23 protein-coding genes are annotated in these 24,791 nt (G+C 35.0%); 12 read left to right on the forward strand and 11 right to left on the reverse strand.

From position 1 onward, the window contains the following. Positions 1-77: 77 nt before the first annotated feature. Entirely contained in the window at positions 78-914 is an 837-nt protein-coding gene (locus INR75_RS15570) for an OmpA family protein (protein WP_223089506.1), read from the forward strand. Positions 915-1,092: 178 nt separating this feature from the next. Then, positions 1,093-1,401, forward strand: a complete 309-nt coding sequence (locus tag INR75_RS15575) for a hypothetical protein (RefSeq protein WP_223089507.1) — start codon at positions 1,093-1,095, stop codon at positions 1,399-1,401. 122 nt (positions 1,402-1,523) lie between these two features. On the opposite strand, the gene INR75_RS15580 is transcribed toward INR75_RS15575, so the two are convergent. Continuing rightward, positions 1,524-2,954 (reverse strand): M56/M15 family metallopeptidase, encoded by a 1,431-nt coding sequence (locus tag INR75_RS15580; protein ID WP_223089508.1) that lies wholly within the window; start codon positions 2,952-2,954, stop codon positions 1,524-1,526. Next, a complete protein-coding gene (locus tag INR75_RS15585; RefSeq protein ID WP_223089509.1) occupies positions 2,955-3,332 on the reverse strand; it encodes a BlaI/MecI/CopY family transcriptional regulator in 378 nt (125 codons plus the stop codon). A 277-nt stretch (positions 3,333-3,609) separates the two neighbouring features. Between INR75_RS15585 and INR75_RS15590 the strand changes: the two genes are divergently transcribed. Next, positions 3,610-4,338: a hypothetical protein gene (locus INR75_RS15590; protein WP_223089510.1), complete on the forward strand. Its 729-nt coding sequence runs from the start codon at positions 3,610-3,612 to the stop codon at positions 4,336-4,338. 85 nt (positions 4,339-4,423) lie between these two features. Here INR75_RS15590 and INR75_RS15595 read toward each other — a convergent pair whose 3' ends face one another. From INR75_RS15595 to INR75_RS15605, 3 genes are all read right to left on the reverse strand, one after another. Beyond that, positions 4,424-5,938 (reverse strand): DEAD/DEAH box helicase, encoded by a 1,515-nt coding sequence (locus tag INR75_RS15595; RefSeq protein WP_092541161.1) that lies wholly within the window; start codon positions 5,936-5,938, stop codon positions 4,424-4,426. 95 nt (positions 5,939-6,033) lie between these two features. Then, positions 6,034-6,921 (reverse strand): cysteine synthase CysM, encoded by an 888-nt coding sequence (gene cysM / locus INR75_RS15600; protein ID WP_223089511.1) that lies wholly within the window; start codon positions 6,919-6,921, stop codon positions 6,034-6,036. Further along, entirely contained in the window at positions 6,914-7,708 is a 795-nt protein-coding gene (locus INR75_RS15605) for a serine O-acetyltransferase (RefSeq protein ID WP_223089512.1), read from the reverse strand. The genes cysM and INR75_RS15605 overlap by 8 nt, the downstream gene beginning before the upstream one ends. 185 nt (positions 7,709-7,893) lie before the next feature. Between INR75_RS15605 and INR75_RS15610 the strand changes: the two genes are divergently transcribed. The 8 genes from INR75_RS15610 (at position 7,894) to INR75_RS15645 (ending at position 17,781) form a co-directional block, all read left to right on the forward strand. Then, positions 7,894-9,093, forward strand: a complete 1,200-nt coding sequence (locus tag INR75_RS15610; RefSeq protein WP_255584569.1) for an MFS transporter — start codon at positions 7,894-7,896, stop codon at positions 9,091-9,093. A 221-nt stretch (positions 9,094-9,314) separates the two neighbouring features. After that, the gene (locus tag INR75_RS15615) at positions 9,315-11,141 is read left to right on the forward strand and encodes a Xaa-Pro dipeptidyl-peptidase (RefSeq protein ID WP_223089514.1); all 1,827 of its coding nucleotides are present in this window, start codon (positions 9,315-9,317) and stop codon (positions 11,139-11,141) included. 97 nt (positions 11,142-11,238) lie between these two features. Then, the gene (locus INR75_RS15620) at positions 11,239-11,835 is read left to right on the forward strand and encodes a hypothetical protein (RefSeq protein ID WP_223089515.1); all 597 of its coding nucleotides are present in this window, start codon (positions 11,239-11,241) and stop codon (positions 11,833-11,835) included. Between the two features lie 177 nt (positions 11,836-12,012). Then, positions 12,013-13,881: a DUF4139 domain-containing protein gene (locus tag INR75_RS15625; RefSeq protein WP_223089516.1), complete on the forward strand. Its 1,869-nt coding sequence runs from the start codon at positions 12,013-12,015 to the stop codon at positions 13,879-13,881. Between the two features lie 33 nt (positions 13,882-13,914). Next, positions 13,915-14,889 carry a hypothetical protein gene (locus tag INR75_RS15630; protein ID WP_223089517.1) on the forward strand — a complete coding sequence of 325 codons (975 nt, stop codon included), beginning with the start codon at positions 13,915-13,917 and terminating at the stop codon, positions 14,887-14,889. Between the two features lie 32 nt (positions 14,890-14,921). Further along, the gene (locus INR75_RS15635; RefSeq protein WP_223089518.1) at positions 14,922-15,692 is read left to right on the forward strand and encodes an RDD family protein; all 771 of its coding nucleotides are present in this window, start codon (positions 14,922-14,924) and stop codon (positions 15,690-15,692) included. A 3-nt stretch (positions 15,693-15,695) separates the two neighbouring features. Beyond that, a complete protein-coding gene (locus INR75_RS15640) occupies positions 15,696-16,280 on the forward strand; it encodes a GrpB family protein (protein ID WP_223089519.1) in 585 nt (194 codons plus the stop codon). Positions 16,281-16,371: 91 nt separating this feature from the next. Further along, positions 16,372-17,781, forward strand: coding sequence for an amidohydrolase family protein (locus tag INR75_RS15645; RefSeq protein ID WP_223089520.1), 1,410 nt, complete (start codon positions 16,372-16,374; stop codon positions 17,779-17,781). A gap of 100 nt (positions 17,782-17,881) precedes the next feature. On the opposite strand, the gene INR75_RS15650 is transcribed toward INR75_RS15645, so the two are convergent. The 4 genes from INR75_RS15650 to INR75_RS15665 are packed head-to-tail and all read right to left on the reverse strand — an operon-like array spanning position 17,882 to position 20,010. Next, positions 17,882-18,508, reverse strand: coding sequence for a DUF4252 domain-containing protein (locus INR75_RS15650; RefSeq protein ID WP_223089521.1), 627 nt, complete (start codon positions 18,506-18,508; stop codon positions 17,882-17,884). A gap of 2 nt (positions 18,509-18,510) precedes the next feature. Beyond that, the gene (locus INR75_RS15655; RefSeq protein WP_255584570.1) at positions 18,511-19,044 is read right to left on the reverse strand and encodes a DUF4252 domain-containing protein; all 534 of its coding nucleotides are present in this window, start codon (positions 19,042-19,044) and stop codon (positions 18,511-18,513) included. Between the two features lie 8 nt (positions 19,045-19,052). After that, positions 19,053-19,514, reverse strand: a complete 462-nt coding sequence (locus INR75_RS15660; RefSeq protein WP_223089522.1) for a hypothetical protein — start codon at positions 19,512-19,514, stop codon at positions 19,053-19,055. Next, positions 19,501-20,010: an RNA polymerase sigma factor gene (locus INR75_RS15665; protein ID WP_092541181.1), complete on the reverse strand. Its 510-nt coding sequence runs from the start codon at positions 20,008-20,010 to the stop codon at positions 19,501-19,503. Before INR75_RS15665 ends, INR75_RS15660 begins: the two co-directional genes overlap by 14 nt. Before the next feature lie 141 nt (positions 20,011-20,151). Here INR75_RS15665 and INR75_RS15670 point away from each other — a divergent pair, with 141 nt between their 5' ends. After that, positions 20,152-21,609 (forward strand): S41 family peptidase, encoded by a 1,458-nt coding sequence (locus tag INR75_RS15670; protein ID WP_223089523.1) that lies wholly within the window; start codon positions 20,152-20,154, stop codon positions 21,607-21,609. Between the two features lie 267 nt (positions 21,610-21,876). Here the strand turns inward: INR75_RS15670 and INR75_RS15675 are convergent, their stop codons facing one another. Together INR75_RS15675 and INR75_RS15680 are read right to left on the reverse strand one after the other, a co-directional pair. Beyond that, on the reverse strand, positions 21,877-22,935 hold the full coding sequence (locus INR75_RS15675; RefSeq protein WP_223089524.1) for a quinoprotein amine dehydrogenase: 1,059 nt from the start codon (positions 22,933-22,935) through the stop codon (positions 21,877-21,879). Positions 22,936-22,945: 10 nt separating this feature from the next. Continuing rightward, positions 22,946-24,781 (reverse strand): TonB-dependent siderophore receptor, encoded by a 1,836-nt coding sequence (locus INR75_RS15680; RefSeq protein ID WP_223089525.1) that lies wholly within the window; start codon positions 24,779-24,781, stop codon positions 22,946-22,948. Positions 24,782-24,791 lie beyond the last annotated feature (10 nt).

Raw genomic sequence — 24,791 nt, forward strand, 5'->3', positions numbered from 1 at the left:
TATGTTGTTTTAAGCCATCATTCAGCAAAAAAGTTGAATTCAATATTAAACTATTAACTACTTAAATAATGAGAAAAATGAAAAGAAGTTTAGCTGTAACAGTTTTTTCAACGGCCCTGTTGGCCTCATGTGTTTCTAAAAAGAAATATGTAGCCTTAGAGGGTGAGCTTGACGATACTAAAAGTACCCTACAACAAACAAGAGTAGAAAAAGAAGAAATTGAAGAAAAATACGCTGCGATAGAAGAGCGAGTAGCAGACTATAATGCAAAGATAAATTCGCTACGCTCTTCTAATGACGAAAAGTTAGAAATGAACGATGTAACAGCGATGTCTAACAAGACTAAAGAGCGCATGAGAAAAACCATTGCTAAAATGGATGCCTCTAAGCTTGAAGGTGTAGAAACTTTAGAAGATTCTATCAACGCTGCCATTTCTTATAATCTTAAAAATGAGATTACAGAAGGTAAAGATGGTGACGATGTAGATATTACTGTAGATAAAACAGTCGTGATGATCAACGTTTCAGATAAATTATTATTTAGAAGCGGTAGCTATAGATTGTCTAACGAGGCGCAACCATTACTTAAAAAACTTGCTGAAGTAATTAATAGCGAGCCAGCGATGGAAGTAATGGTAGAAGGTCATACAGACGATCGTACAATGGTAGAAGATTCTTGGTTAGAAGATAACTGGGATCTAAGTGTACGTAGAGCCACAGCAGTTGTAAGACAATTACAGGATAAATACGATGTAGATGGCAAAAAACTTATCGCTGCAGGTAGAAGTAGTTATGCTCCACTAGTAGAAAATACATCTAAAGATAATATGGCGAAGAATAGAAGAACTAGAATTGTGGTAATTCCTAATCTTGATAAATTCTTTGCAATGTTAGATTCTGAAGGAGAAATATAATCTTACAGATTGCAAAAGGCTTTAATCGAAGTCTATAAATAAGAGTTTAAATTGTGTAAAAAAGGCGGAACCTTATGGTTTCGCCTTTTTTGTGCTTAATTTAAGAGCATTTTAAAACAAGCTTAAGTCTGATTTTAGAAGATTCTGACCTGTATTTTTTAAATTGAAAATAAAAATTATGAGCACAACTGAAAGAAACAAAGATCAGGATCTACCTTACAATCCAGAAATCACAAAAGAAGATGAACAGGCCTTGAATGATAAAGGCAAAAGCATGAATAAAGGACAGGATGCCGAACTTGATAATAAAGCAACTCCAACCGATTTTACTGCTGAAAATTTAGATATTCCAGGAAGAAATGAAGCCGATGTTTCTACAGATGGAGCTGATATTCCAGATGAAGAAAACTATCAGTTTAATGAGCGTGGCACTAAACCTGAGCATCAAAAACAAAGTGAGCATCCTAAAAGCGATGAAAAAATTTAAAATCATTTTTTAATAAACTACTTCGAGGCAAGCCTCGTAGTATTATACCCATTGGCGGTGCCGGTAAAAGGCGGGACATTTTTGTCCCGCTTTTTTGTTTCAGTTTAAAACCGAAGCTAATTTTATCGATTTTCGGCAATTGTTTTTAAGCTTTTAAAAATTTTCTCTGCGATTTTCTGCTGCCCTAATTCACTATTGAAGTAGTTTGAATTTTCGTTACTCGCAAAATCTCCCACTTCTAACAATACCGAAGGTTTTTTACTTTGTAAGATTATAAACTTTCCTTCATTAATTTTTGAAGCCTTATCCTTAAAAACTGAAACCAAATCTTCAGCAATTTCTTTAGATGCAGCAGCACTGCTGCTCTCTGGATTATAAAATCCCTGAACTCCGTTTTTATTTCCGGCCCCCAAGTGGAAACTTAGCAAAAGGTCTGCACTGCTAGTTTTTGCGATTTCCAAGCGGTGTTTCAAATCTATAAATTCATCTTCATCTCTAAGTAATCGAATTTCTACGTCACGATCACTTAGTTTTTGTAAAGTTGAAGCTATTTTTAAATTGATATCTTTTTCTTGAATTCCGTGCTGAAGATTTCCTGGGTCTATTCCGCCATGCCCGGTGTCTAGAAGCACCACAAATTTAGGATCACTCCTTTCTGCGGCGAAAGAGCTAAAAACCAATACTGAAGCAAATAAGCTAAATGCTGAAAATAGATTTAAAAATAATTTCAGTTTTGATGGATGATGTTTGTAAATCATGGTAATTCGTTTTTTGGTATTGATAAAACTAAATGAACTCGCCAGGCTGGTTTGTTTTGCCCGGCAAAAATTAAATATTGTTGATGCGTAATCGTTTTTTCCAAAACCCTTTTTCAAAACTGCTTCATCTGCTAAAAACTCATGATTCTGAATAATTTCTTTCTTTAAAAGCCACAATGCAGGATTAAACCAGAAGAAACATAGCAAGACTTCAACAATTATAAGATCTACGGAATGAAGCTGATCTGCATGTGCTTTTTCGTGCGTTAAAATGTATTCTAGAGTTGTCTTATTTCTTTCATCTTCAATAAAGATATAGTTGAAAAAGCTAAAAGATTCCTCATTAGACTTGGAAATAAAAACGCGGTATTTCCCATGTTTTTCGAAATTTGAAACCTTTATCTTTCTATAGATAAGCAATAAACTCCTGGTAAAGCGTAAGATGAAAATGCTAGTAATTAGCCCGAAAATGATCGATAAGATAGTTAACGAATTCGGTTTATTTTCTTCGGAAGGAATTAAAGTTTGTTCACTATTTAAATGATTTGAAGCTTCAATTGTCAATTCTCTTGAATGTCCTGCGAAGATGTCTTCAGCATTAAAATCAAGATTTACGGATTGTAGATTATTTTCAAATAAGTTTGAGATCGGTAGCAAAGGAGCGCTTAAACCTCCAAACAGAATTAGCAGTAAAAAGAGTCTGCTAAAATGATGATTTTTAGCTTTAACAAAAGCTAGATAAATGAAGTAACACAAGCTTAAACTAAGAATACTTATTATTGAATATGCGATCATTTACTGCTGCTTTTTATCTTTTATTTTTTCCTGAAGAATACTTTCTAACTCTCTAAGTTCTTCTAAACTTAAATCTGAATTCTTTGTAAAGAACGAAGCGAATTGAGAACTCGAATTATTAAAAAATCCAGAGACTATTTCTTTGAAATGATTTTTAAAATATTCGGTTTTGGTGATTTTGGGATAATATTCTTTATCACGCCCATATTTTTCGAAACCTATGTATCCTTTCTTCACCATCCTAGAGATCAATGTTGAAATCGTAGTGTAAGCTGGTGCCGGATCTGGAAATTGATCTACAATATCTTTAAGAAACCCCTTTTCTATAGCCCAAAGGTATTTCATGATCTGTAATTCAGATTTAGAGAATTGTTTCATTGCTACATTAGTAGTTTATACACTACAAATGTAGTAATAAGTTTCTATATTAGGTTAGTTTTTAAAAATTTTCGTGGTTCAATTGACTTTCCCTCTCAAATTGTAGGTTTAGACCAATATTTTACAAACCGAAACGTTATAGAAATTCATACATCATCCTTTCAATGATTAATAAACCAAAGTATATAAAGCTTTTTAAGATTGATCGCTACAAAGATTATGAATGTATCAAATCCAGATGTAGAAATTCCCATAAGAAACCTCCAAAAATCTTAAAATGAAGTATCTTTTTTGGTTATTCATGATTTGCAGTAGTACAATAAACGCGCAAAAAACTATTGGATACGTCTATGATAGTAAGGGAGTAATTCCCAATTTTAAAGTTGAAAATAAATCGAAAAGTTTTTTTGTAGAAACAAATGCTGAAGGTAAATTTTTGATCTCTGCCAATCTAGGTGATACTATCAGTTTTACATCGATCGCTTACAATACTTACGAATTTGTGGTCAAAAATTTACATTTTGAAGAAACAACAGTGGTCGAGTTAACAACAAATAGCCTGGAAGAAGTAAAGCTATCTGGCGGTAAAAGTTTTAAAGTTCCGGTAGAGCAATTAGACGAACAATTGCTTAAAGGCATCAGAAGCGATATTGCTAAAAACTCTCTGGATTACAGGCCAAGTCACGGAAATTTACTGGAAGCTCCTTTATATCTTGCTAAACTTATTTTTCCGAAGAAAAAAAAGACCGAAATAGCTCATAAAGTTGAATATAGCTTAAGATTCGATCATTTTAAAGCGTATTTTGAAGAGGACGATCTCATAAATGAAGAATTCCTGACGAATGAACTTTTAATTCCGCAGGAAGATCATCTCATGTTCTTCAATTTTTTAGAAACGGAAAATTATACCTCAGCACTTCTAAAAGAAGATCAGAAATTAGAAATGATTAGCAAGTTGCAGGAATCAGCAAAAGAATATCGGGAAGAAGTTCTTTCTAAGCAATAAAATAAAACCGAGAAAACATCCAATATTAGAAAATAAAAACCCCTCGAAACTCGAGGGGTTTTTATTGATTTTTATGTAAAGCTGACTAAAATTCTTTATTTATAGCCATTCTTAATTTTCTGGAATAATCTTCTTCTAACCAATCGCGATAGTTCTTGGTACTTTTAGAAATACAATAAGAGTATTGTTTAATTCTGGAAGAAATATCATCTTTCAACTCTTTAGCCAAAATACGTGCATCAAATACATCTTCGCTATTTTCAACACACATTTTTACGTGCTGCTCCATCGACCATTCCAGTACCGCTTTCGATTTAAGTCCGCGTTTAATCACATCGTCATAAGCTGCTTCAACATCAAAATCTACATTATCTGAATTGGAGAACTGCTCACGTAATTCTGGTGGCATTTCATATTTAAATTCACGCTCAATTTCCTCATCACTTAATAGATTTTCAAAATAGAAATCTGGTGAACGGAAAATTTGTTTCCAATCTACAGGAGCGCTCCAATGCCCAAATCGAGCCATATTATTACCAAGATCGATCACATTAAACTCCTTTTTACCCGGTAACACACGAGAACCACGGCCAATCATTTGGAAATATAAAGTCAGTGATTTTGTCGCACGATTAAGAATAATGGTATCTACCGTTGGCTCATCGAAACCTGTAGTTAGAATACTTACCGATGTCACAATAGCATCTGGCGTATGTTTAAACCACTTTAAAATTTCCTTACGATCTTGTTTGCTTGTGGTATTATCCAGGTGACGAATATTATAACCGGCCTGTTTAAAAGTGTAGTAAACTTCGATCGAAGTATTAATACCGTTGTTGAATATTAAGGTCTTTTTCCCTTTAGAGCGTTCTAAATAGGCATTTAAAAGCTTTTCCTGCATCGACATGTTCGTATACAGTTCTTCAGAAGATTTTACGGTATAATCACCGTTCATTCCTACCTTTAAAGCTGATAAACCTACGTTATAGCTATAAATATTTGCTCGTGCTAAAAAGCCTTTTTCTATTAATGAAGAAATAGAATCACCCACGATCAATTCGCGGTAATTATCCTTCATTGGTAATTTAATGTTAGAACTAAGCGGAGTTGCAGTTACTCCAAGGATAAAGCATTTTTCAAAAAACTTGAATAGTTTTCTAAAACTGTTATAATGCGCCTCATCGATGATCACCATCCCGATATCCTCAAGATCTAATTTGTCATCGTGAAGACGGTTATTTAAAGTCTCTACCATGGCAACAAAACACATATAGTCATGTTGATCTGGTAATTCTTTCACTTTACTATTTATGATCTTATTCTTTACACCAAAATCGGTAAGCATTTTGTTGGTTTGCTTACAAAGTTCGATACGGTGTGTTAAAATAAGTACTTTCTTTTCTGTACGCTGAATATACTCTCTAACAATTTCAGAAAAAATTACCGTTTTTCCTCCACCAGTAGGTAATTGATATAAGAGATTATAATGTTCTGGATGTTCATCTATAACACTAAAAATCTTATCAATATCATTCTGCTGATATCCATAAAGTTGCTTATCTACCTTCTTCTCGCTAATTCCTAAATCTGAAACTTCCATATACCCTGTTTTAATCTGCAATTTTGCAAAAATAGCGCATTTTTCAGGTTTATAGAAATTATCTGCGTAGAAATCGAGATTTACGCCATAATTTGTTAATCCTCAAACAAATCTGAAGACAAATAACGGTCGCCACGGTCGCAAACAATGCTTACCACCACACCTTCTTCTAAAGAATCACAAAGTTTTAAAGCCGCAGCGGTAGCTCCTCCACTACTCATCCCCGCAAAAATTCCTTCTTCTTTTGCGAGTCGCTTGGTCATTTCTCTGGCTTCATCTTCGCTTACTTCGATCACCTGGTCTACTTTCCTTTCATCAAATATCTTCGGAAGATAAGCCTTGGGCCATTTTCTAATCCCGGGAATACTAGAATCATCTGTAGGCTGTACCCCAACGATCTGAATATTTTTATTTTGTTCCTTCAAATAGGTTGAAGTTCCCATAATGGTCCCGGTGGTTCCCATGCTCGAAACAAAATGTGTCACTTTATAATCGGTATCTTCCCAAATTTCTGGACCTGTAGTTTTGTAATGCGCTTTCCAGTTATCATCATTACTGAACTGGTTGAACATGAAATAGCCTTCGTTCTCTACTTTAGATTCAGCATAATCCCTACTTCCTTCTATACCTTCTTCAGCACCGGTTAAGGTCACCTTGGCGCCATAAGCACGCATAGTTTGTACACGTTCCTTAGTAGCATTTTCAGGCATAACCAATTCTATATCTAACTTAAACATCGAAGCGATCATCGCCAACGCAATTCCTGTATTTCCGCTGGTAGCTTCGATTAGTTTGGTTTCTTCATTAATTTCCCCGCGATCCAAAGCACTTTTAATCATATTATAAGCGGCTCGATCTTTTACACTACCACCGGGATTTTGACCTTCAAGCTTAAAATATAGCTTTACTTTAGGATTGCTGACTAATGTTCTTGCTTCAACTAAAGGTGTATTTCCTATTAATCTGAATATCGATTTACTCATTTTGAGCTGTATTTTTAATATTGATTTGCGGCGTGTGAGAAACCATAGAATTTGCAGGAACAGATTTGGTTAACCAAACATTCCCTCCTATCACGCTATTGGCGCCAATTACTGTTTCGCCACCAAGTATTGTGGCATTGGCATAAATGGTTACATTTTCTTCGATTGTTGGGTGACGTTTTACTTTACGCAAATTGCGATCTACATACAAGGCGCCTAAAGTAACTCCCTGATACACTTTTACATTATCTTTTATCACCGCAGTCTCACCAATAACCACACCGGTAGCATGATCTATAAAAAATGGCACTCCTATTCTGGCACCAGGATTTATATCTGTTCCGGTAAGATTGTGAGCACACTCAGTCATTAACCTTGGCACTAATGGTAATCCAAATTGGTAAAATTCGTGACTTAATCTATAAATTGCGATGGCAAAAAAACCAGGATAAGAAAGACAAACTTCTTCAACCGAATTTGCCGCGGGATCATTAGTCGCTATCGCTAGTGCATCTGAATTCAATTTTTGAAGAATCTCTGGTAGTTTTTCAAGATACTCTTCCCAAATATTTCTACAGGGAGTATTTGGTTTCCAGCAAACAAGATCGGCCAGTGTTTCGAATTCTTTCCCTAATTTCTTTAGGTTTTCTTCAACTTCGGTATCTTCATCAAATAAAGTATAGAACAAATGTTTGGTAAAAGCTTCTGTTCTTTCTTTAATTTCAAACTTAAGATTCGGTAATTTTTTATGGCTTTTTATTTCTTTGATTACTGCGTCCAAATTCATTTGCTTCTCACAATTTTATTCCAAAAATAAGGATTAAGATTTCAATAGTCGACTGAATACTGTAAAGCTTTCAGTATAACCTATCGGAATTGTTGGTTTACGACCCAAATTAATTAATGCTGAAAGAAATACAAGTCTATTTTAGCGTCGAATTTCTAAATTCTATATTTGTAAAAACTTGTAATTTGAAGGAATTTTACCGCTTTATCATTGCTAATTTCAAAAAGCTAAGTTTTGGCTGGATTTTGACATTTCTCTCCAGTTTTGGGCAAACCTTTCTAATTTCTCTCTATGTCCCGGAGATCATAAAATCTTTTTCAATTTCTGAAGGAACTTTTGGTGCTATCTATGCCGGCTGCACAGTTACAGCTTCTGTCATCATGCTAAGTCTTGGTCATAACGTAGATCATAAACCTGCAAAAACCGTTACTGCTTTTAGTATTACCGGTCTTGCCATTGCAAGTATTTTATTGGGATTCAGTTATCATTTTGCCGTCTTAATTATAGCCATCATTATGCTGCGGCTATTTGGGCAGGGTTTGCTAACGCATATTAGTATGACTCTAATTTCTAAGATCTTTGACAAAAATCGCGGAAAAGCACTGAGTTTTTCTTCTTTAGGTTTTTCTATCGGCGAAGCGATTTTACCGATTTTGATCACCACGATCATTAGTTTTTATAATTGGAGAATCGCTGCAATTTGTAGCGGAGTCTTACTGCTTTTTTATCTAATCAAGTTAAAGTTCACTAATCTTGATCATTTTGATGAACAATTAATCTCTATCAAAGGAAATTCTACAAAGAAGATGGTTCGCAATTATAAAGAGATTATTTTTAATCGAAAATTCGGAATCATAATGCCCGCTGTTTTCGCAGTAAGTTTCATAAATACGGCTGTATTTTTCTATCAGTATATTTTTGTAGAAGAAAAACAATGGTCGGTAACCTTATATGCTTCATTTTTTACCGCTTATGCGATCACCAGATTTGCATTTTCGTTGTTTGGTGGCGTTTGGGTAGACAAATACACCGCTAAAAAATTATTCAGATTTTATCTAATTCCGCTTAATATTGGTCTTTTACCTTTTGCGTTTATGGATAGTATCTTAGGTGCCTTGGCTTTTCTAATTTTAGCCGGAATAACCACCGGAATTTCAGGAACAGTAAAAACTGCTATCATTGCTGAAATCTATGGCACAAAGAATCTGGGAGCAATTAGAAGTATATTTACCATGTTTATGGTGATAAGTACCGCTTTAGGACCTTTGTTGGTAGGATTACTTATCGATAATAATTTTAGTGTTTCAACAATACTTTTATGTTTAAGCATTTTACTAATTCTGGTTTTTTTTAATTCACAACGCATTGGCAAAATAGATGAATAAAGTCCTAATAATTACAGCGTTTTATCTTTTCTAAAGACATCTAGAGAAGCATCAAATCCGAAATGTTTATATTTATCCAAGTAAACTACCTCAGGGCAAGCCCTCGAGGCATCCGTTGGAAACAGATTTTTAATTTCGAGGCAAGACTCTGGGTATTATACCCTTTGGCGGTGCCAATCAAATTTTATTCATCATTAACCTCACTTAATTACCTCACTAAAATGATTAAAAAACAAATCGCTTTTTTCTGGATCGCCTGTTCTATCGTGGTTGTAAGCTTTGCTCAGGAAAAAGTACAGCCAATTTTTGAAAATGGCGAAGCGCAAATAGTACCAGAATTTGAAGATTCTTCAAAATGGATTCGACATGATCTTTGGGTTGAAACCGAATTTGATACTGATGGCGACGGAAAATTAGACCGCATGCATGTAGATGTGACCAGACCTGAAGCTACCGAAACTCAGGGATTAAAACTTCCGGTTATTTATGAATCAAGTCCTTATTATGCCGGAACTGCTGGTTTTGCTGAAGGTATTTTTTGGGATGTAAATCACGAACTTGGTGAGTCTCCAAAAGAAAGAGTACATCCAGAAGTTGTAAGACGTGGCGAGCGTCCAATAATATCGAATTCCCAGATCGAAACCTGGGTGCCACGTGGCTATATTGTTGTCCATTCTTCTTCTCCGGGAACAGGTTTGTCTGATGGTTCTCCTACCGTTGGTGGTGATAACGAGTCTTTGGCTCCAAAATCAGTGATCGATTGGCTAAACGGTCGTGCAAAAGGATATACCGAGCGTACCGGATACGAAGAAGTAAAAGCGTACTGGTCTACTGGTAAAGTTGGAATGACGGGCACTTCTTATAACGGAACCATTCCCCTTGCAGCGGCAACAACCGGCGTTGATGGTTTAGAGGCAATTATCACGGTTGCCCCAAATACTTCTTATTATCACTATTATCGCTCTAACGGATTGGTAAGATCTCCTGGCGGCTACCTTGGCGAAGATATCGATGTACTTTACGACTTTATTCATAGTGGTGACGAATCTAAAAGAGCTTACAGCAACAAAACCGTTCGTGATACCGAAATGAGAAATAATCTGGATAGAGTTACTGGAGATTATAACGATTTTTGGGCTGGACGCGATTATTTAAATGATATAAAGCCGATGAAAGCGGCTTTATTAATGTCGCACGGATTTAACGATTGGAATGTAATGCCAGAGCATAGCTACCGTATTTATAAAAAAGCGGAAGAAATGGGATTACCTACACAAATCTATTATCACCAAAACGGTCACGGCGGGCCACCACCACTTAGTATGATGAATCGTTGGTTTACGCATTTTTTATTCGGAATCGATAATGATGTAGAAAACGATCCAAAAGCATGGATCGTAAGAGAAAACGACAATCGCCAGGAACCAACGCCTTATGCCAACTATCCAAATCCAGAAGCTAAAGATGTTAAGTTATATTTAAGCGAAGGGGCGCCAAAAACCGGTAAGCTTCAACTTGAAAAGCAAGATAATCAAGGTAACGAAACTTTAGTAGATAATTATTCTTTTAGCGGTGAAACACTGGCACAGGCCGAGAATACAGATCATCGTTTGCTTTTTGTGACTCCAACTCTAAAAGAAGATGTTCATCTTTCGGGAATTTCAACTATAACCATAAAATTGGCGAGTAGTAAACCGGCTGCGAATCTTTCGGTTTGGATGGTTTCTTTACCGTGGACAGAAGGTCGAAATTCGAAGATTACAGACAATATTATTACAAGAGGCTGGGCAGATCCACAAAATTATAAATCAATTACCGAAAGTGAGCCTTTAAAACCAGGTAAATTCTATGAAATGAGTTTCGATCTAATTCCAGATGATCAAATCATTAAAAAAGGACAGCAAATCGGACTAATGATCTTTTCTAGCGATAAGAATTTCACTTTACATCCCGAGCCGGGAACAGAACTAACAGTAGATCTTGATGCGACATCGATCACGATTCCTGTGGTTGGTGGCGAAGCAGCTTTAAAAACTGCTTTAGAATAATCTTTATCGAAATTGTATAAAATCAGCCGGAATTTTTTCCGGCTTTTTTATTTAAAATTTGCTGAATTCAATAAAATCCAATGACCTTTAAAATCAAATGAAAAAACTAGTCTTTTTAATTCTTATTGTCACACTAGCTTGTAATACAGAAGAAAAAACTAAAATAACTGTAAAATCGAACAATAGCGTATGGAACGCATACCAAGGCTATCATTTCGAACGTGAGTTAATTATATGTGGTGTTGATTCTGTCGAAAATATCTATCTCGAAAATAAATTGAATGAAACCGATGAAATTCACTCATCCCAAAACAATAATATCATTAAATATTACTATTCCAGTAGACCTAATGAAGCTGGTCTTCATAAAATAACAGGAATAATAGAATATAAAAACGAGAAATTAAAATTCGAACAGCAAATAGGAGTATTTCCTAAACCCCAAACCATTGGCTTCAATATTAAAAACGCGAATCGGCTTAAAGTGGGCATTGAAAATGAAATAAAATTAATGATATCTGTACCCTCTGAATACTTATCTTACAACGTTGATAACGGTAAATTGATTGAAAAAGATGACAAATTAATTGTTATTCCTAAGGAAATTGGGAAGCTGAAAATTAAAATAAATGCAGATCTACCATCAAATGAAAACATTGAATTTGGTGATGTGATTTTTGAGGTTGTTGAGTAAACTACCTCGGCACAAGCCCACGAGGCATTCACTAGAAACAATTTTTTAATTTCGAGGCAAGCCTCGAAGTATTATACCCGTTGGCGGTGCCAATAAATCCAACCGCTAATTTTATTTTAGCCACAACAGTTAGTATATGCTTATTTTGTTATCTTTAAAGGTCTACAAAATTATAGCATGAAAATCATCAATCTTTTAGTTATCGCCTTTTTAGCGCTGCCAATTACTGCGCAAACCACCGAAAAAGAAATCAAAACTGAAGTCAGCGGTGTTACCGTATTTCTGGAAGGAGCCCAGGTTTCCCGCCAAAAGAATATTCCTGTAAATAGTGGAATATCGATTTTAAAATTTACCAACTTATCCCCTTTTATCGATGCAAAAAGCGTTCAGGTTAAAGCTGAAGGAAATATCACGGTACTTTCAGTAAATCATCAGCAAAACTTTTTAAACGAATTAAAAAAGTCTTCAGAATTAGAAAATCTTGAAAACAACATCACTGAAATCAATCAGAAATTAGAAATAGAAAACACCTATTTATCAATTATTCGCGAGCAAATTATATTTCTTCAGGAAAACAGAGATATTGGCGGGAAAAACGAGCAGGTTAATATTTCAAATTTAGAACAGGCGTCTAATTTCTACGGAAAAAAATTAACCGAGCTTAAGTTAAGCGAAGTAGAACGGGTTAGAAATGTTGAAAAATTAGTTGCAGAAAAGACCAAAATCGAAAATCAGATTAATAGCATTAGCAGTAAAAAAGATTTTCCGAATGGAGAAATACTGGTTAAAATTGAAGCAAAACAAAGCACCACTTTTCCTATAGAAATCACATATTTGGTGGGAAATGCCGGCTGGTTTCCTTCTTACGATATTAGAGCAAAAAATATTAAAGAACCTATTAACCTGGTTTACAAAGCCAATGTGAAGCAAGATACCAAGGTAGATTGGAAAAATGTAAAGCTCAAATTTTCTTCAGCGAATCCAAATACTTCTGGGCTGGCTCCAAAATTAAGGACCTATTATTTAGGATATAATACGCTGCCACCTTCTTACAATCTTACCAACAATTCGGTTACTGGAAAAGTTGTAGACGAAAATGGCGATCCATTACCGGGAGCAAATGTGATGATCGAAGGCTCTACCATTGGCACCGTAACAGATTTTGACGGCTATTATTCGATTACCATTCCTAACGAGGAAAGTAGATTAAGTTTTAGCTATGTTGGTTTTGAGTCCCAAAAAGTGCCTGCGAACAGAAGCCAAATCGATATCGTTTTAAAAGAAGATTCTGCAACCTTAGATGAGGTAGTTGTTGTAGGATATGGAGGAAGTAATCGAAATCTTAGTAGAACTCTCGCAGGAAAAGTTGCTGGTGTTTCCGTAAACTCCAAAAAGAAAAATGAAAGCATCCCGGTTCCCAGTGTTCAAAAAGAAAATCAAACTACCGTAGATTTCGAAATTGAAATGCCGTATACTATAAATTCAGACAATAAAAGTTATGTGGTTGAAATGACCAATTACGAGCTACCCGCGCAATACCAGTATTACGCCGTTCCTAAAATTCAAAAAGATGCGTTTTTAATTGCTAATATTAATAATTGGGAACAATATAATCTGCTGGAAGGCGAAGCCAATATTTTCTTTGAAGGTACTTATATAGGAAAATCTTTAATGGATGTACGATATATTACAGATACACTAGAGGTTTCTTTAGGTATCGATAAAAAGGTTTCTGTAAATCGCCAAAAACTTAAAGACTTTACCGAAAAACAATTTATTGGTAATAAAAAAGAAGAAATTCGAGAATGGGAAATTTCTATAAAAAACAATAAAAACGAAGCCATAAAAATGATCGTACTAGATCAGGTTCCTGTGGCTACTTCAGAAGATATTTCAATAGATATTGAAAATATATCGAATGGAAAATTGAATGAAGAAAATGGTGAAGTAGCATGGGATTTTAGCCTAGAACCGACTCAGGAAATAAAATTCAATCTAAAATATTCTGCTAAATATGCTAAAAGTAGAAATCTAATTTTGGAATAATTTCGTATTATTATCAAACTTAAATCCCTACAAATGCGCAAATTACTCTTGGTTTTCATCCTGGGATCACTCCTATCCTGCGGAAGATCGTCTACAGATTTTAGCCCAAAAATAAATTGGAAAGTTGGAGAAACTAAAAATCTAACGATAAGTGTTTACGCCAAGGAAATACATAATAGTAAAATATTGAAAGATAGTACGTTTACATTACATGCAAGCATAGTAGTAAACGAAGTTAAAAACGATTCTTATTTTGTTGATTTTGAACTTAAAAATCCTTTGGTTCTGCTTGCAAAAAACTATGATAAAAACATTGAAAGTAAACTTAAAGATTTTAAAACGATCAAAGCAAAACTTAGGCTTAGTAAACAGTCCCTGGAATCTTCTTTAGTTTCTGAAGTGCAATATGCATCAAGTATAGTGGCCAGCAAAAAGGCTATTATAGAGATGCTAAATATCAATACTCCTGAAAAATTAGTTGAAGCCGAAAAAGCAATAAGCAGCACTGAAGAAGAATTGATAAAAACGAAAATGATCTTACAGATCCCAGATCTACTGCTTAAATCTTATACAATTAATTATTCTGTTCAAGACACAATAACAACCATCGATACCACTGCAAATCCATTCGATCTAGAACAATTTAAACAGGCTACCAGAAAAACTTATGTTCAAAATGGCAAAAATGAAACTTTTACGGTCGTTTCTGAAACTAAATATGATTTTGGAGCTTATAAAAAGCAAATTGAAAATTTAAAAAATAAGATGCTTACTGAGGTAGCTAAGGATTCTACTGAAAAACAAGTAGCGCAAACAACTAATCTTGCAGACGCTTATTTTACTAACTTAGCAATGGTTTACGATCTGGACGCTTCAGATAAAATAGAAATCGCAAGATCAAAAAGCGATAATTGGCCAAAACATATCGTTAGATATAGTATGCTAAGCATGGAAAATTCAGATCTTAATTCTAAAGCAATAGTGAAAATTAATATCAATATTGAATAAAAACGGGCTATTTTCGTGGCAAAATCAGCCACATGTTTCCCTCTTCATCAAACTTAAGATTAGCGAGTAGAAAACGTCGATTCGCAGCATTTGTAATCGATCATTTTCTATTTACAGTTATTTTGGTTTCCTTTATTTTTTTGGTGATTGGTACAGACTTTACTAACAAAGAAGACACCGCAAAATCAGCAATTTCAATACTTGCAAGTGCTTCTGTAGGAATATTAATTTATCTCTTTAAAGATTGTATAAAAGGAAACAGCCAGGGCAAATGGTTGTTGGGTATTGCGGTTAGAGATGAGCACGATCCACATCACATCCCAGCATATTATAAATTATTCTTAAGGAATGTTTTTCTATTAATCTGGCCGTTAGAAGCGATCATCCTTGCAAGCAGTAACGAGAAAAAACGACTTGGCGACAAAGCGACAAACGCCATTGTAGTTCAGCAAAATAAAAAGCCAAAATTGCTGCCAATAATATCGATTATCGTCGTTACTTTTATTTCATTCTTTACATTTATTATTTTCTTTATCGCAGGAGCTTTAAAAAACTCTGATTCTTATAAAATTTCTATTGCTGAAATTGAACAAAATAAGGCTATTATTGAAGAAACCGGCGGAATTGTAGAATATGGAATTTTTCCCAGCGGAAGTATTTCTACCAGAAATGGCGAAGGCGAAGCCGACTTAAAAATTAGCGTAAAAGGAAAGCTTAAAGATGTAAAGGTTCGTGTAAATCTTACAAAATCTGCTGAAGAAAACTGGAAAGTTGTTAATATTGAATATCATCCTGAAAATTAAGTTATGAAAAATTCTATTTACGAATTTACACGAGAAGATTGGAATGCGCTGTACCCTATTCATCTGGAAGATCATAATCCAGAATGGAAAACTATTTTCGAAAAAGAAAAGGAGCTAATTTTATCGAATATCGACTCAAAGTATTTTGAAAAAATAGAACATTTTGGCAGTTCGTCTATTCCCGGGATAAAATCCAAGCCTTATATCGATATTTTTATCATTATTCCTGAAGCCTATTTATTTGATAAGGAACTGATAAAAGCTTTTGAAAATTTAGGCTATTTTCATTTTGAAGTTCCCGCCCGCGAAGATATTGAAGCTTACAGTTCTTTTGGCAAAGGCTATCGTGTAGACGGGAAAAAGGAGCAGATTTTTCATATACATATGTGTCCGTCGTCCAATATTATGTGCGAGCAATTGGGATTTAGGGATTATTTAATCGCCAATCCAGAAAAAGCTAGAGCTTACGAAAATTTAAAGATCGAACTTGCTAATAAATTTAAAAACGATCGTGGTGCGTATGTTTTAGGTAAAACCGAATTCAACAAAGAGATCATTAAACTTTGGAAAACCTCTAAAACCCGTTAATTCAGGTTAATTTGATTTTTGTTACTTTAGAAGGCGAAGGCATTTTAAAACTTTCATCCAAATATCTATTGTGCAACATTAAATTATTCCCTTGAAAAAACTCCTTCTATTCTTGCCAATATTGGCCATTCTAAGCTGCAAAAATTCTGAAGAAAAAACTGACCAAAATTCAGATTTCGATCTTGCCATAACAAACATCCAAATTATCGATCTGGAGAAAGGCGATATTCTACAAAATAAGACCGTTTTTATTAAAGATGATCTTATTTCAGCAATAAAAGATTCCGAAGAAAATACCTCAGCAACAAAAGTTATCGACGGAAAAGATAAATTTCTATTACCAGGGTTTTGGGATAATCACGTTCATTTTAGAGGCGGGGATTCCCTAATTTCAGCAAACAAAAATTTCCTTGGTCTATTTTTAGCCAACGGGGTAACCACGGTTAGAGAATGTGGTGGCGACATGACCAGTTCTATTTTAGAATGGCAGCAAAATATTGCTAATAATCAACTTACCGGGCCTACAATTTATACTTCAGGACCAAAATTGGACGGAGAAAATGCACGTTGGGAAGGTTCTTTAGAAATTGCTTCTGAAAATGATATTGCTCCTGCTCTGGATTCTTTACAGAAACTAGAAACCGATTTTGTAAAATTATACGATAGTAAATTTACAGGTGAATTATACTTAAAAACGATCGAAGCTACTGAAGATCGCGGAATGATAAGTAGCGGCCACATGCCTTTTAGCGTGACTTTAGACGAAACTACCGCAGCAGGAATGGATGGCATCGAGCATCTTTATTATGTTTTAAAAGCTTGCTCTGCGGAAGAAAAAAGTATTACCCAGGATGTGATTGATGGGAAAACCAGTTTTTGGGAATCTTTAGACCGAGTAATGAAAACCTATGCTGAAGAAACCGCTGAAAAAACCTTTGCCGTTTTGAAATCTCGAGATGTTTACGTGATCCCTACCCTGCATATTAATCATACGCTTAGCTATCTTGATGAAGAACCCCATGAGAATGACGAATATTTGGATTATATGGGCAGCGGAATCACAAAAACTTATGAAGGCCGAATTAGAAGTGCACTCAATGCGAGCGAGGAATTTGTTAAGACTAGAAAACAATTAGATTCAGCTTTTGTGAGTTTAGCTAAATCGCTTCAGGAAAATGAAGTTTCGCTTTTAGCAGGATCAGATTGTGGAGCTTTCAATTCTTATATTTATCCGGGGATTTCGTTACACCAGGAACTACAGGCTATGGTTGACGCAGGTCTTAGCCCCCTGCAGGCTTTACAGACTTCAGCAATAAATGGTGCAAAATTTCTAAAGAAAGAAAACACCGGTGCTATTAAGGCAAATTACAAAGCAGATCTGGTAATTTTAAATGCCAATCCTTTAAAAAATATCGAAGAAACACAGAATATTAACTCAGTTATTAAAAACGGAAAGATATTTCAGCAGCAAGATTTAGAGGGCTTAAAAACAGCACCATAAAAATTGATTCAAAAAATTTACAATCTTAACTATACAGAAAACAAAAAAGGGAATGCCGTGGCATTCCCTTTTGCTTCAACTAAATTAAATTGACGACAAATTAATTTGCTGTCGATACGGTATCTACTTCGACATCTACAGAGATACCAGATTTTACTTTTGTAGAATCTGTTGTTACTTTAATGTTTTTAGAGTCTCCTACCATCATATCAGCGAAACCTTTTAAACCTTCAACATTAATATCATCGGCATCTAGAGATTTCACAAGCTCCATGATCTTTTGCGGATTCATATCCTTTCCTAAGATCCTTGCAACTCCCATCCCGCGTTCATTATCGTATCCAAAGGCTACGATCTCGTCTATCGCATCTTCTTCTCCGGTAAAGTAAAGCGCTCCTTTTCTTTCGTTGCTTCCGTATTTCATAAGCAATTGATATTCGTCATTACTAAGAATCTTCTCTAACTCGGCTTTTTCAGCATCAAAAGTTTCGTTTTCTTCATTTAAAGGATAGGCAAGTACATTAATCTTACGAACGCTTTCTAAGGTTGCACGCTGATCCTCGTCTAAATTATCGGCCTTTGCAAAAAGACTGGTAGGAATATCTAAAGAAATAAACTTACTGTCTTCCTGGTTCTCTACATAATACTTCTGTAATGTTTTCTCGTTATTACACGCTAACATTAATAGACTTATGGCTATAAAACTGATGGTTTTGATGATTTTCATGTTTATTGGTTTTTAGTTTTTGCGTTTTTTAATTGATCTGCTCCTGGCACATTAAGATCTGAAGTTAATTTGGATAACTGTGTAAGATCGATCTGCCCGGTAATTCTTAAGATTACAGAGATTGGCTCGCCTCCTTCATCACCGTCCATAAACATTAAAAGCTCTTTTACGATGTCATCGTTTTTACCATCTGATTTTGAGTAAAATTTGATGTTTTTCCCAGAATCTTTAATGCGCATTAATTCGTCTAAAGAACCTTTATTTAAATAAGCCTCAAAATCTTTAGACATCTCACCTCTAATAGAAGATGAGTTTGTTTTATACAATCTTATCTCACTAAGATTCTCGATCATTTCCATGTATTTTTTAGCTTCAGGATCTCCTTCGCTAAGATCTACTTTAGATAACATTTTAAACATCTTGCTGGTCATTACCATCGCATCGACGTCTTTCATGTTTTCATACTTAGCAAAATCCTGTGATTGTGCCAAAAACGGAGCCATAAAAAGGGCTATAATTACTACTATTCGTTTCATACTGTTCGTTATTTGTTGTTGATAATTTTTTCTGTGGGGTTACTAAACTCCTTTAAATACTTTAAATCTTCTTTACCTTCGTTCATTAATTTGGAAATCATCTGAAGGGTTTGCTTTGTTTGCTGATACGCCATTTCTTCTTCGGTTAACTGTCCTAAATTTTCTGAATTTAGAGTGCTATCCTGATTTTTAAAGAAGAAAATACTAAAGATCAAAGCGATCATTGCTGCGGCATACATCCAGGATTGCGGCTTTAGTCTGCTTTTGCGCTTTTCCGACTTTAATTTTGGAGTAACATCTGCGGTTTCCTTTCTGCTAAAAGCTGAAAAACTAAACATTAGCTGATAAGCTTTATGTTGCTGTGCAACCTGCCCGCTATCAAAATACTCCTGTAGCTCCTGCTCTTCAGCAAGACTAGTTTCCGCAGCATCATACTTTTTTAAAAGTATGTCTATTCTATCCAATTCCATAGCTGTGTTGTTTAATAAGACTTTCTTTTATTTTTTTTCTTGCACGGGAGAGCGCTACTCTCACCGCTGTATTTTTCATTTTCATGATCTTACAAATCTCCTCGAACTCATAGTGCTCTACATCTCTTAGCTGAAATATGGCCTGCTGCTGCTCGGGTAGTGTTTTTAAAATTTCGTTTATCCACTGCATTTCATCTTTCAGTTCAAGTTGTCGTTGTCCAGAGATTTCGTTGTTATCATAATTAGTATGTACAATCCGAAGATTATTGTTTTGCTTAAGCTTTAGTTGATCATAACAATAATTCTTGGTAACCGTCATTGCAAACGCTTCTACGTTGGCATAATCATTGATTTTATCTTGTTGGTTCCAAAGTTTAATAATCACATCCTGGGTTGCATCCTGTGCTGCTTCTTTAGATGTAAGCAATCTTAGAGCCAAACGATAAATCTTATCCTTAAAAGGGTTGATAATATTTAAGAATGTTTGTTCTTTCATTTTTGATTGATGGTTGGTTTTTACTACCCTTTCATAATTACGACGGACGACAATTTATTTTGTTACAAAACTTTTTCAAATTATTTGTTTTGTCGCTATTTTAGCCTTTTTTAACAATAACTTTAAATGAAACGCATGAAAATGAGAAGATTTCTACTAGTCGCAATATTTGCTGGTAGTTTAATGACGTCCTGTTCTGAAGATATGGATGATGTGATTGATGATGATGTACTTGTAGAGCGAGAAAACGTAGAGATTGAAGACTTCGTTTATCGTGGAATGGACGAGATCTATCTATATAAACCAGATATTCCAGAATTGGCAGATGATTATTTTGACTCTGAAGATGATTATTACGATTACCTGGTAAGTTGGGATACCCCTGAAGATTTATTCGATGAAGGACTTGTAGCTCCACAGGATCGCTTTAGCTATATTACAGATGATTATATCGAATTAGAAAATAGTTTTAGCGGAATCTCAGAAACTACTGGTGTAGATTATAGATTGTATCTTTTTTCTAATTCTGATGATATTTTTGGAGTTGTAAGGTATATTGTTCCTGGTAGTAATGCCGAAGGAACTGCGATAAAAAGAGGTGACCTCTTTACTGAAATTAATGGAGAAACCTTAAATAGAAATAATTATAGATCATTATTATCCAGCCCATCAGTAACTTTTACATTAGCTGAAATAAATGATAATGCGGTATCAAATACCGGTGAAGAGGTTACCATAGCAACTAGCGAAGTGACCGAAAATCCTGTCCTTATTCAGAATGTTATCGAAACTGATGGATTAAAGATCGGATACTTGATGTATAATAGCTTTGTGGCCGATTTCGACCAGCAATTAAATGATGCTTTTGCCTATTTTGCTTCAGAAAATATCGACCACCTTGTACTAGATTTAAGATATAATGGTGGTGGTCGTGTAAGTTCTGCAACGGCTTTAGCAAGTATGATCACTGGTTCTTATACTGGGGAGATCTTTGCAAAACAACAGTGGAATGAAGATTATCAAAACTACTTTTTAGCTACAGATCCAGATCGTTTATTCAATTACTTTACAGATGAGCTTCCGGGAGAAATAGCATTAAATCAGTTAAACCTTACAGATCTTTACGTTATTGGTACTTCTAGTACTGCCTCAGCAAGTGAGCTAGTGATCAATGGATTAAAACCATATATCGATGTGTATTTAATTGGACATACTACTACTGGTAAATCGCAGGCTTCTGTAACACTTTACGACAGTCCAAATTTTGGTCCAACAAATGCAAATCCAGATCACACCTACGCAATACAACCATTGGTTTATGAATCTGTAAATGCAAATGATATCGTAGTGCCTTACGATGGAATCGATCCAGACGTTGAAAGTTATGAATCTCTATCCGATTTAGGTGTTTTAGGTGATCCATCTGAACCTATGCTTGCGGCAGCGATTAATGCAATTACAGGAAACGCTGCTGCTGTACAGGCTATGACTCGCCAAAGAGAATTTAACTATCAGGAATTTGAAGAGCGTGCTTCCTTACAGCCTAATTATAAAAGAATGTATATTGATGAGTTACCGAGTTTAAGATTAGACCAATAAAATTTTAAACTTGATATAAAAAACAAAAGCCCCGGGAAACCGGGGCTTTTTCATAGGTGATAGAATCTTATTTTAGCTTTCGCTAATTTCGATTCTATTTTAAAACGAAAACTTTTTACTCTAATTTTCTTTAGAATATTAAAGTTTTCTAAAGATTGGGTACAAAAAAAGAATTTTTACATTCTAAGGGCAAGCTTCCAGTTAAGTATATCTTTTGAAACTACTGCACATCAATAACATAAACTTACAGAAGCTAGCCACAAAGAATTAATCATTAAAATAAAAGCTGTTAGGACCAATACCTACGCTAAATTCAGCTACAAAATCTCCAGCTGTTGTATAAATTTCTATAGTCCCTGCAGATGCAAAATCACCTCCATCTGAAGTATAGATATAACCATCTTCTACTGCAAAACCATACATTGCTCCGTAAGCAGAAGAACTTTCATAAGAAAATAAAGCTTCAGTTGGCAATTCCAATTCAGTTGCAGAAACAGCATAAACAGATGTTCCAGAAGTAAAATAAATAACTCCGTTTTCGATTTGAAGGTTAGAAGCTCCCTGCATTTCTTCAGGAAGATCTAGCGCCCAAATTTCTTCACCGCTAGTAATATCTATTTGTTGAATTTGAGTTGAAGAAAGGGCATACAAAAGATTATCATCTACTTCAAAAGAATTTAATCCATCGTTGGTATCAATAGAACCTGTAAAGGTATTTGTTGAAGGATCAAAAACTTTTACCGAATTTCCAGCACCAAAGTAGGTCCCTTCAAAATAAATTAATCCATCTTCTTCTTTTACTTCTTCAATATTAAATTCTGCTACGACAGTGCTTTCTACTTCTAAAGTTTCCAGATCGATAATAGCTACAAAATCATCTTCAGCATTATCAAATTCAGCATAATTAGAAACATAAGCTTTTCCGTTATAAGCAACCCCGTAATAAGGGGTATTTAATCCGCTATCTACAATTCCAACATACTCGAATGTATAACGATCTACAACGGTAATTAAGTTAGACCCATTAGAAATAATATAAGCATGATCATCATCAAAAAAGATAGACTGCGTAAACATTCCCAGATCGGTATCCATATCTTCATTTACAGTTGCGAAAATATTGTTCTCTACTGCTGTAAACTCCCAATCTAAAAAAGAGACAGTCCCTGCGGCCTGCGAACCTTCATTTAAGATAATTACGCCTTCCTCAAACGCTTGTTCTTCATTTTCTTCTGGAACTTCAACGAAACCATCGTCGTCACTGCTACAGGAATTCAGTAAAAAAGTGCCAAAAAGGCCAAGAGCAAATAATTTGCTAATCTTCATAGTTAACTAGTTAAAAATTAATGTTTAGGTATAAATTATAATTGATTCCCGGCATCCACCGGTCTTCTACATTCTGAAATTCAATATTTAAAAGGTTATTTATTTTTGCGCCTAACTGCCAGTTTCTTTGCTTATCGATAGCATAAGAAAGTCCTACATTGGTTAAAAAATATCCCGAAAGTTCCTCACTATGATCGGTACGCGTGTAAACCTTTCCGTTATATAAAAACTGAACCGATGGCGTAAATCGATAAATCTGGTAATTAATATTTCCGTTAATCTTTTCGAAAGGCGTATAAATCAACTGGCGACGAGTTTCGGCATTTTCAGAAATCGTGTAAGCATAATTCAAACTAAGGTTTAGGATTTGATCTTTCGCTAGCTTTTTCTGCCAGTTTAGGTAAGCTTCTATTCCGTAGATCTCTACTTTATCTTCATTCACCGGACGCCAAATTCCGCCTTCTCCCGGCAACCAGCGAATCATATCTTCTACCTGGTTGTAAAAAAATGTAAGCCCAAATTCGATATTTTTAATACTGAAAATATTACCAATTTCTGCCTGATCTGAAGTTTCAGGATTTAAATCTGGATTCCCAGAAGATGCCCAATACAAATCGTTGTAAGTTGGTATTCTAAAATTTCGTGAGCCGTTGAATTTTAAGCTATAAAAATCGCTAAACTCATAACTGGCACCAAAAGAATATAAAATTGGACTATCATAATTATTTGTCGCCTCCTTTCGCAAACCTATTTCAGATTGAAATTTTTCTGAGAAATGGTATTTAGCTAATATCGCTGCTGAAAATATATTACGATCATTTTTAGCAATGCTACTGCCCTCGCCTTCTGTATAGGTATTCTGAATTACGGCATTAATTAAAAGATCTTCTGAAGCTTCGTAGTCTAAATCGTATTTTGCAATATAACTTTGGGCATTTCCGAAGCTAAAACTATCATTTTCGATATTCGCGAAATATTGATATTCCTCTCGAATAAAAGCAAGTCTTGCCACCTGGGTGAAATTAGAAAATTTGCTATTCCACTCCAGCAAGTTTCGATAAGAACGATCATTATATTTTGTTCGATTTTCGGAAGGTCTAATTAGCGAAAAATGCCGTTCTCCATCGTAAATTTCACTGATCAGTTTTAGTGTATTTTTTGAATGAAATCGATATCCCAGCGTAACATTGGCTGAAGTATTATAAAAATCGCCATTCAGGTTCTCGCCACGATCATCTGGATACTCATAATCATTGTCACTACTATTTCTGGAAACCGATAAATTTAAGCTCCAATTATTTCTGGCGGTTTTAAAATTGTAGCGCGCATCGAGCGTATTAAAACTTCCGTAGCGCAATAAAAGATGATGTTCCTGCCGTTTTTTGAAAGATAAAGAATTGTTTAAATGCACGCTTCCACCAATGGCTCCGGTACCGTAAACCACGCTTCCGCCACCACCACGAACCGCAATCTGGTTGTAAGCGCCACTATTTACGGTGTTAAAATCAATCTGACCATTAAACTGGGAGTTGATGTTTATCCCATTCCAGATCACTGCGGTTTGCGAAGCTGAAGTCCCTCTAAACGATGGCGATGAAACCATGCCGAGACCATTTTCTCTAAAATATATTGGTGTGTTAAAATTTAAAACCTCGGTTAAAAGTGGTTGATTTTGGGTAAGTAAGGAGTCAGAAAGTACTGCAACATGCTGCCCTGTAGAGAATTTATGTAGCTTCGTATCACTAAGCATCACGGTATCTAAAACTGTAATTTCTCGTGATTGAGAATAGATTTTAGACGAAAAAAGCCCAAAGGCTACCAGTATAAAAAGTAGTTGTTTCTTCATGCGCCAGCGA

The organism is Zunongwangia sp. SCSIO 43204, assembly GCF_019904275.1.
In the GTDB taxonomy this organism is placed as follows: domain Bacteria; phylum Bacteroidota; class Bacteroidia; order Flavobacteriales; family Flavobacteriaceae; genus Zunongwangia; species Zunongwangia mangrovi.

Excerpts from the sequence above, each read along its gene's own strand:
- INR75_RS15650 (WP_223089521.1), bottom strand. The coding sequence starts at position 18,508 with ATGAAAATCATCAAAACCATCAGTTTTATAGCCATAAGTCTATTAATG.
- INR75_RS15580 (WP_223089508.1), bottom strand. The coding sequence starts at position 2,954 with ATGATCGCATATTCAATAATAAGTATTCTTAGTTTAAGCTTGTGTTAC.
- INR75_RS15630 (WP_223089517.1), top strand. The coding sequence starts at position 13,915 with ATGCGCAAATTACTCTTGGTTTTCATCCTGGGATCACTCCTATCCTGC.
- INR75_RS15605 (WP_223089512.1), bottom strand. The coding sequence starts at position 7,708 with ATGAATTTGGACGCAGTAATCAAAGAAATAAAAAGCCATAAAAAATTA.
- INR75_RS15615 (WP_223089514.1), top strand. The coding sequence starts at position 9,315 with ATGATTAAAAAACAAATCGCTTTTTTCTGGATCGCCTGTTCTATCGTG.
- INR75_RS15640 (WP_223089519.1), top strand. The coding sequence starts at position 15,696 with ATGAAAAATTCTATTTACGAATTTACACGAGAAGATTGGAATGCGCTG.
- INR75_RS15570 (WP_223089506.1), top strand. The coding sequence starts at position 78 with ATGAAAAGAAGTTTAGCTGTAACAGTTTTTTCAACGGCCCTGTTGGCC.
- INR75_RS15665 (WP_092541181.1), bottom strand. The coding sequence starts at position 20,010 with ATGAAAGAACAAACATTCTTAAATATTATCAACCCTTTTAAGGATAAG.
- INR75_RS15670 (WP_223089523.1), top strand. The coding sequence starts at position 20,152 with ATGAGAAGATTTCTACTAGTCGCAATATTTGCTGGTAGTTTAATGACG.
- INR75_RS15590 (WP_223089510.1), top strand. The coding sequence starts at position 3,610 with ATGAAGTATCTTTTTTGGTTATTCATGATTTGCAGTAGTACAATAAAC.
- INR75_RS15675 (WP_223089524.1), bottom strand. The coding sequence starts at position 22,935 with ATGAAGATTAGCAAATTATTTGCTCTTGGCCTTTTTGGCACTTTTTTA.
- INR75_RS15620 (WP_223089515.1), top strand. The coding sequence starts at position 11,239 with ATGAAAAAACTAGTCTTTTTAATTCTTATTGTCACACTAGCTTGTAAT.
- INR75_RS15595 (WP_092541161.1), bottom strand. The coding sequence starts at position 5,938 with ATGGAAGTTTCAGATTTAGGAATTAGCGAGAAGAAGGTAGATAAGCAA.
- INR75_RS15575 (WP_223089507.1), top strand. The coding sequence starts at position 1,093 with ATGAGCACAACTGAAAGAAACAAAGATCAGGATCTACCTTACAATCCA.
- INR75_RS15660 (WP_223089522.1), bottom strand. The coding sequence starts at position 19,514 with ATGGAATTGGATAGAATAGACATACTTTTAAAAAAGTATGATGCTGCG.
- INR75_RS15635 (WP_223089518.1), top strand. The coding sequence starts at position 14,922 with ATGTTTCCCTCTTCATCAAACTTAAGATTAGCGAGTAGAAAACGTCGA.
- cysM (WP_223089511.1), bottom strand. The coding sequence starts at position 6,921 with ATGAGTAAATCGATATTCAGATTAATAGGAAATACACCTTTAGTTGAA.
- INR75_RS15655 (WP_255584570.1), bottom strand. The coding sequence starts at position 19,044 with ATGAAACGAATAGTAGTAATTATAGCCCTTTTTATGGCTCCGTTTTTG.
- INR75_RS15625 (WP_223089516.1), top strand. The coding sequence starts at position 12,013 with ATGAAAATCATCAATCTTTTAGTTATCGCCTTTTTAGCGCTGCCAATT.
- INR75_RS15585 (WP_223089509.1), bottom strand. The coding sequence starts at position 3,332 with ATGAAACAATTCTCTAAATCTGAATTACAGATCATGAAATACCTTTGG.
- INR75_RS15680 (WP_223089525.1), bottom strand. The coding sequence starts at position 24,781 with ATGAAGAAACAACTACTTTTTATACTGGTAGCCTTTGGGCTTTTTTCG.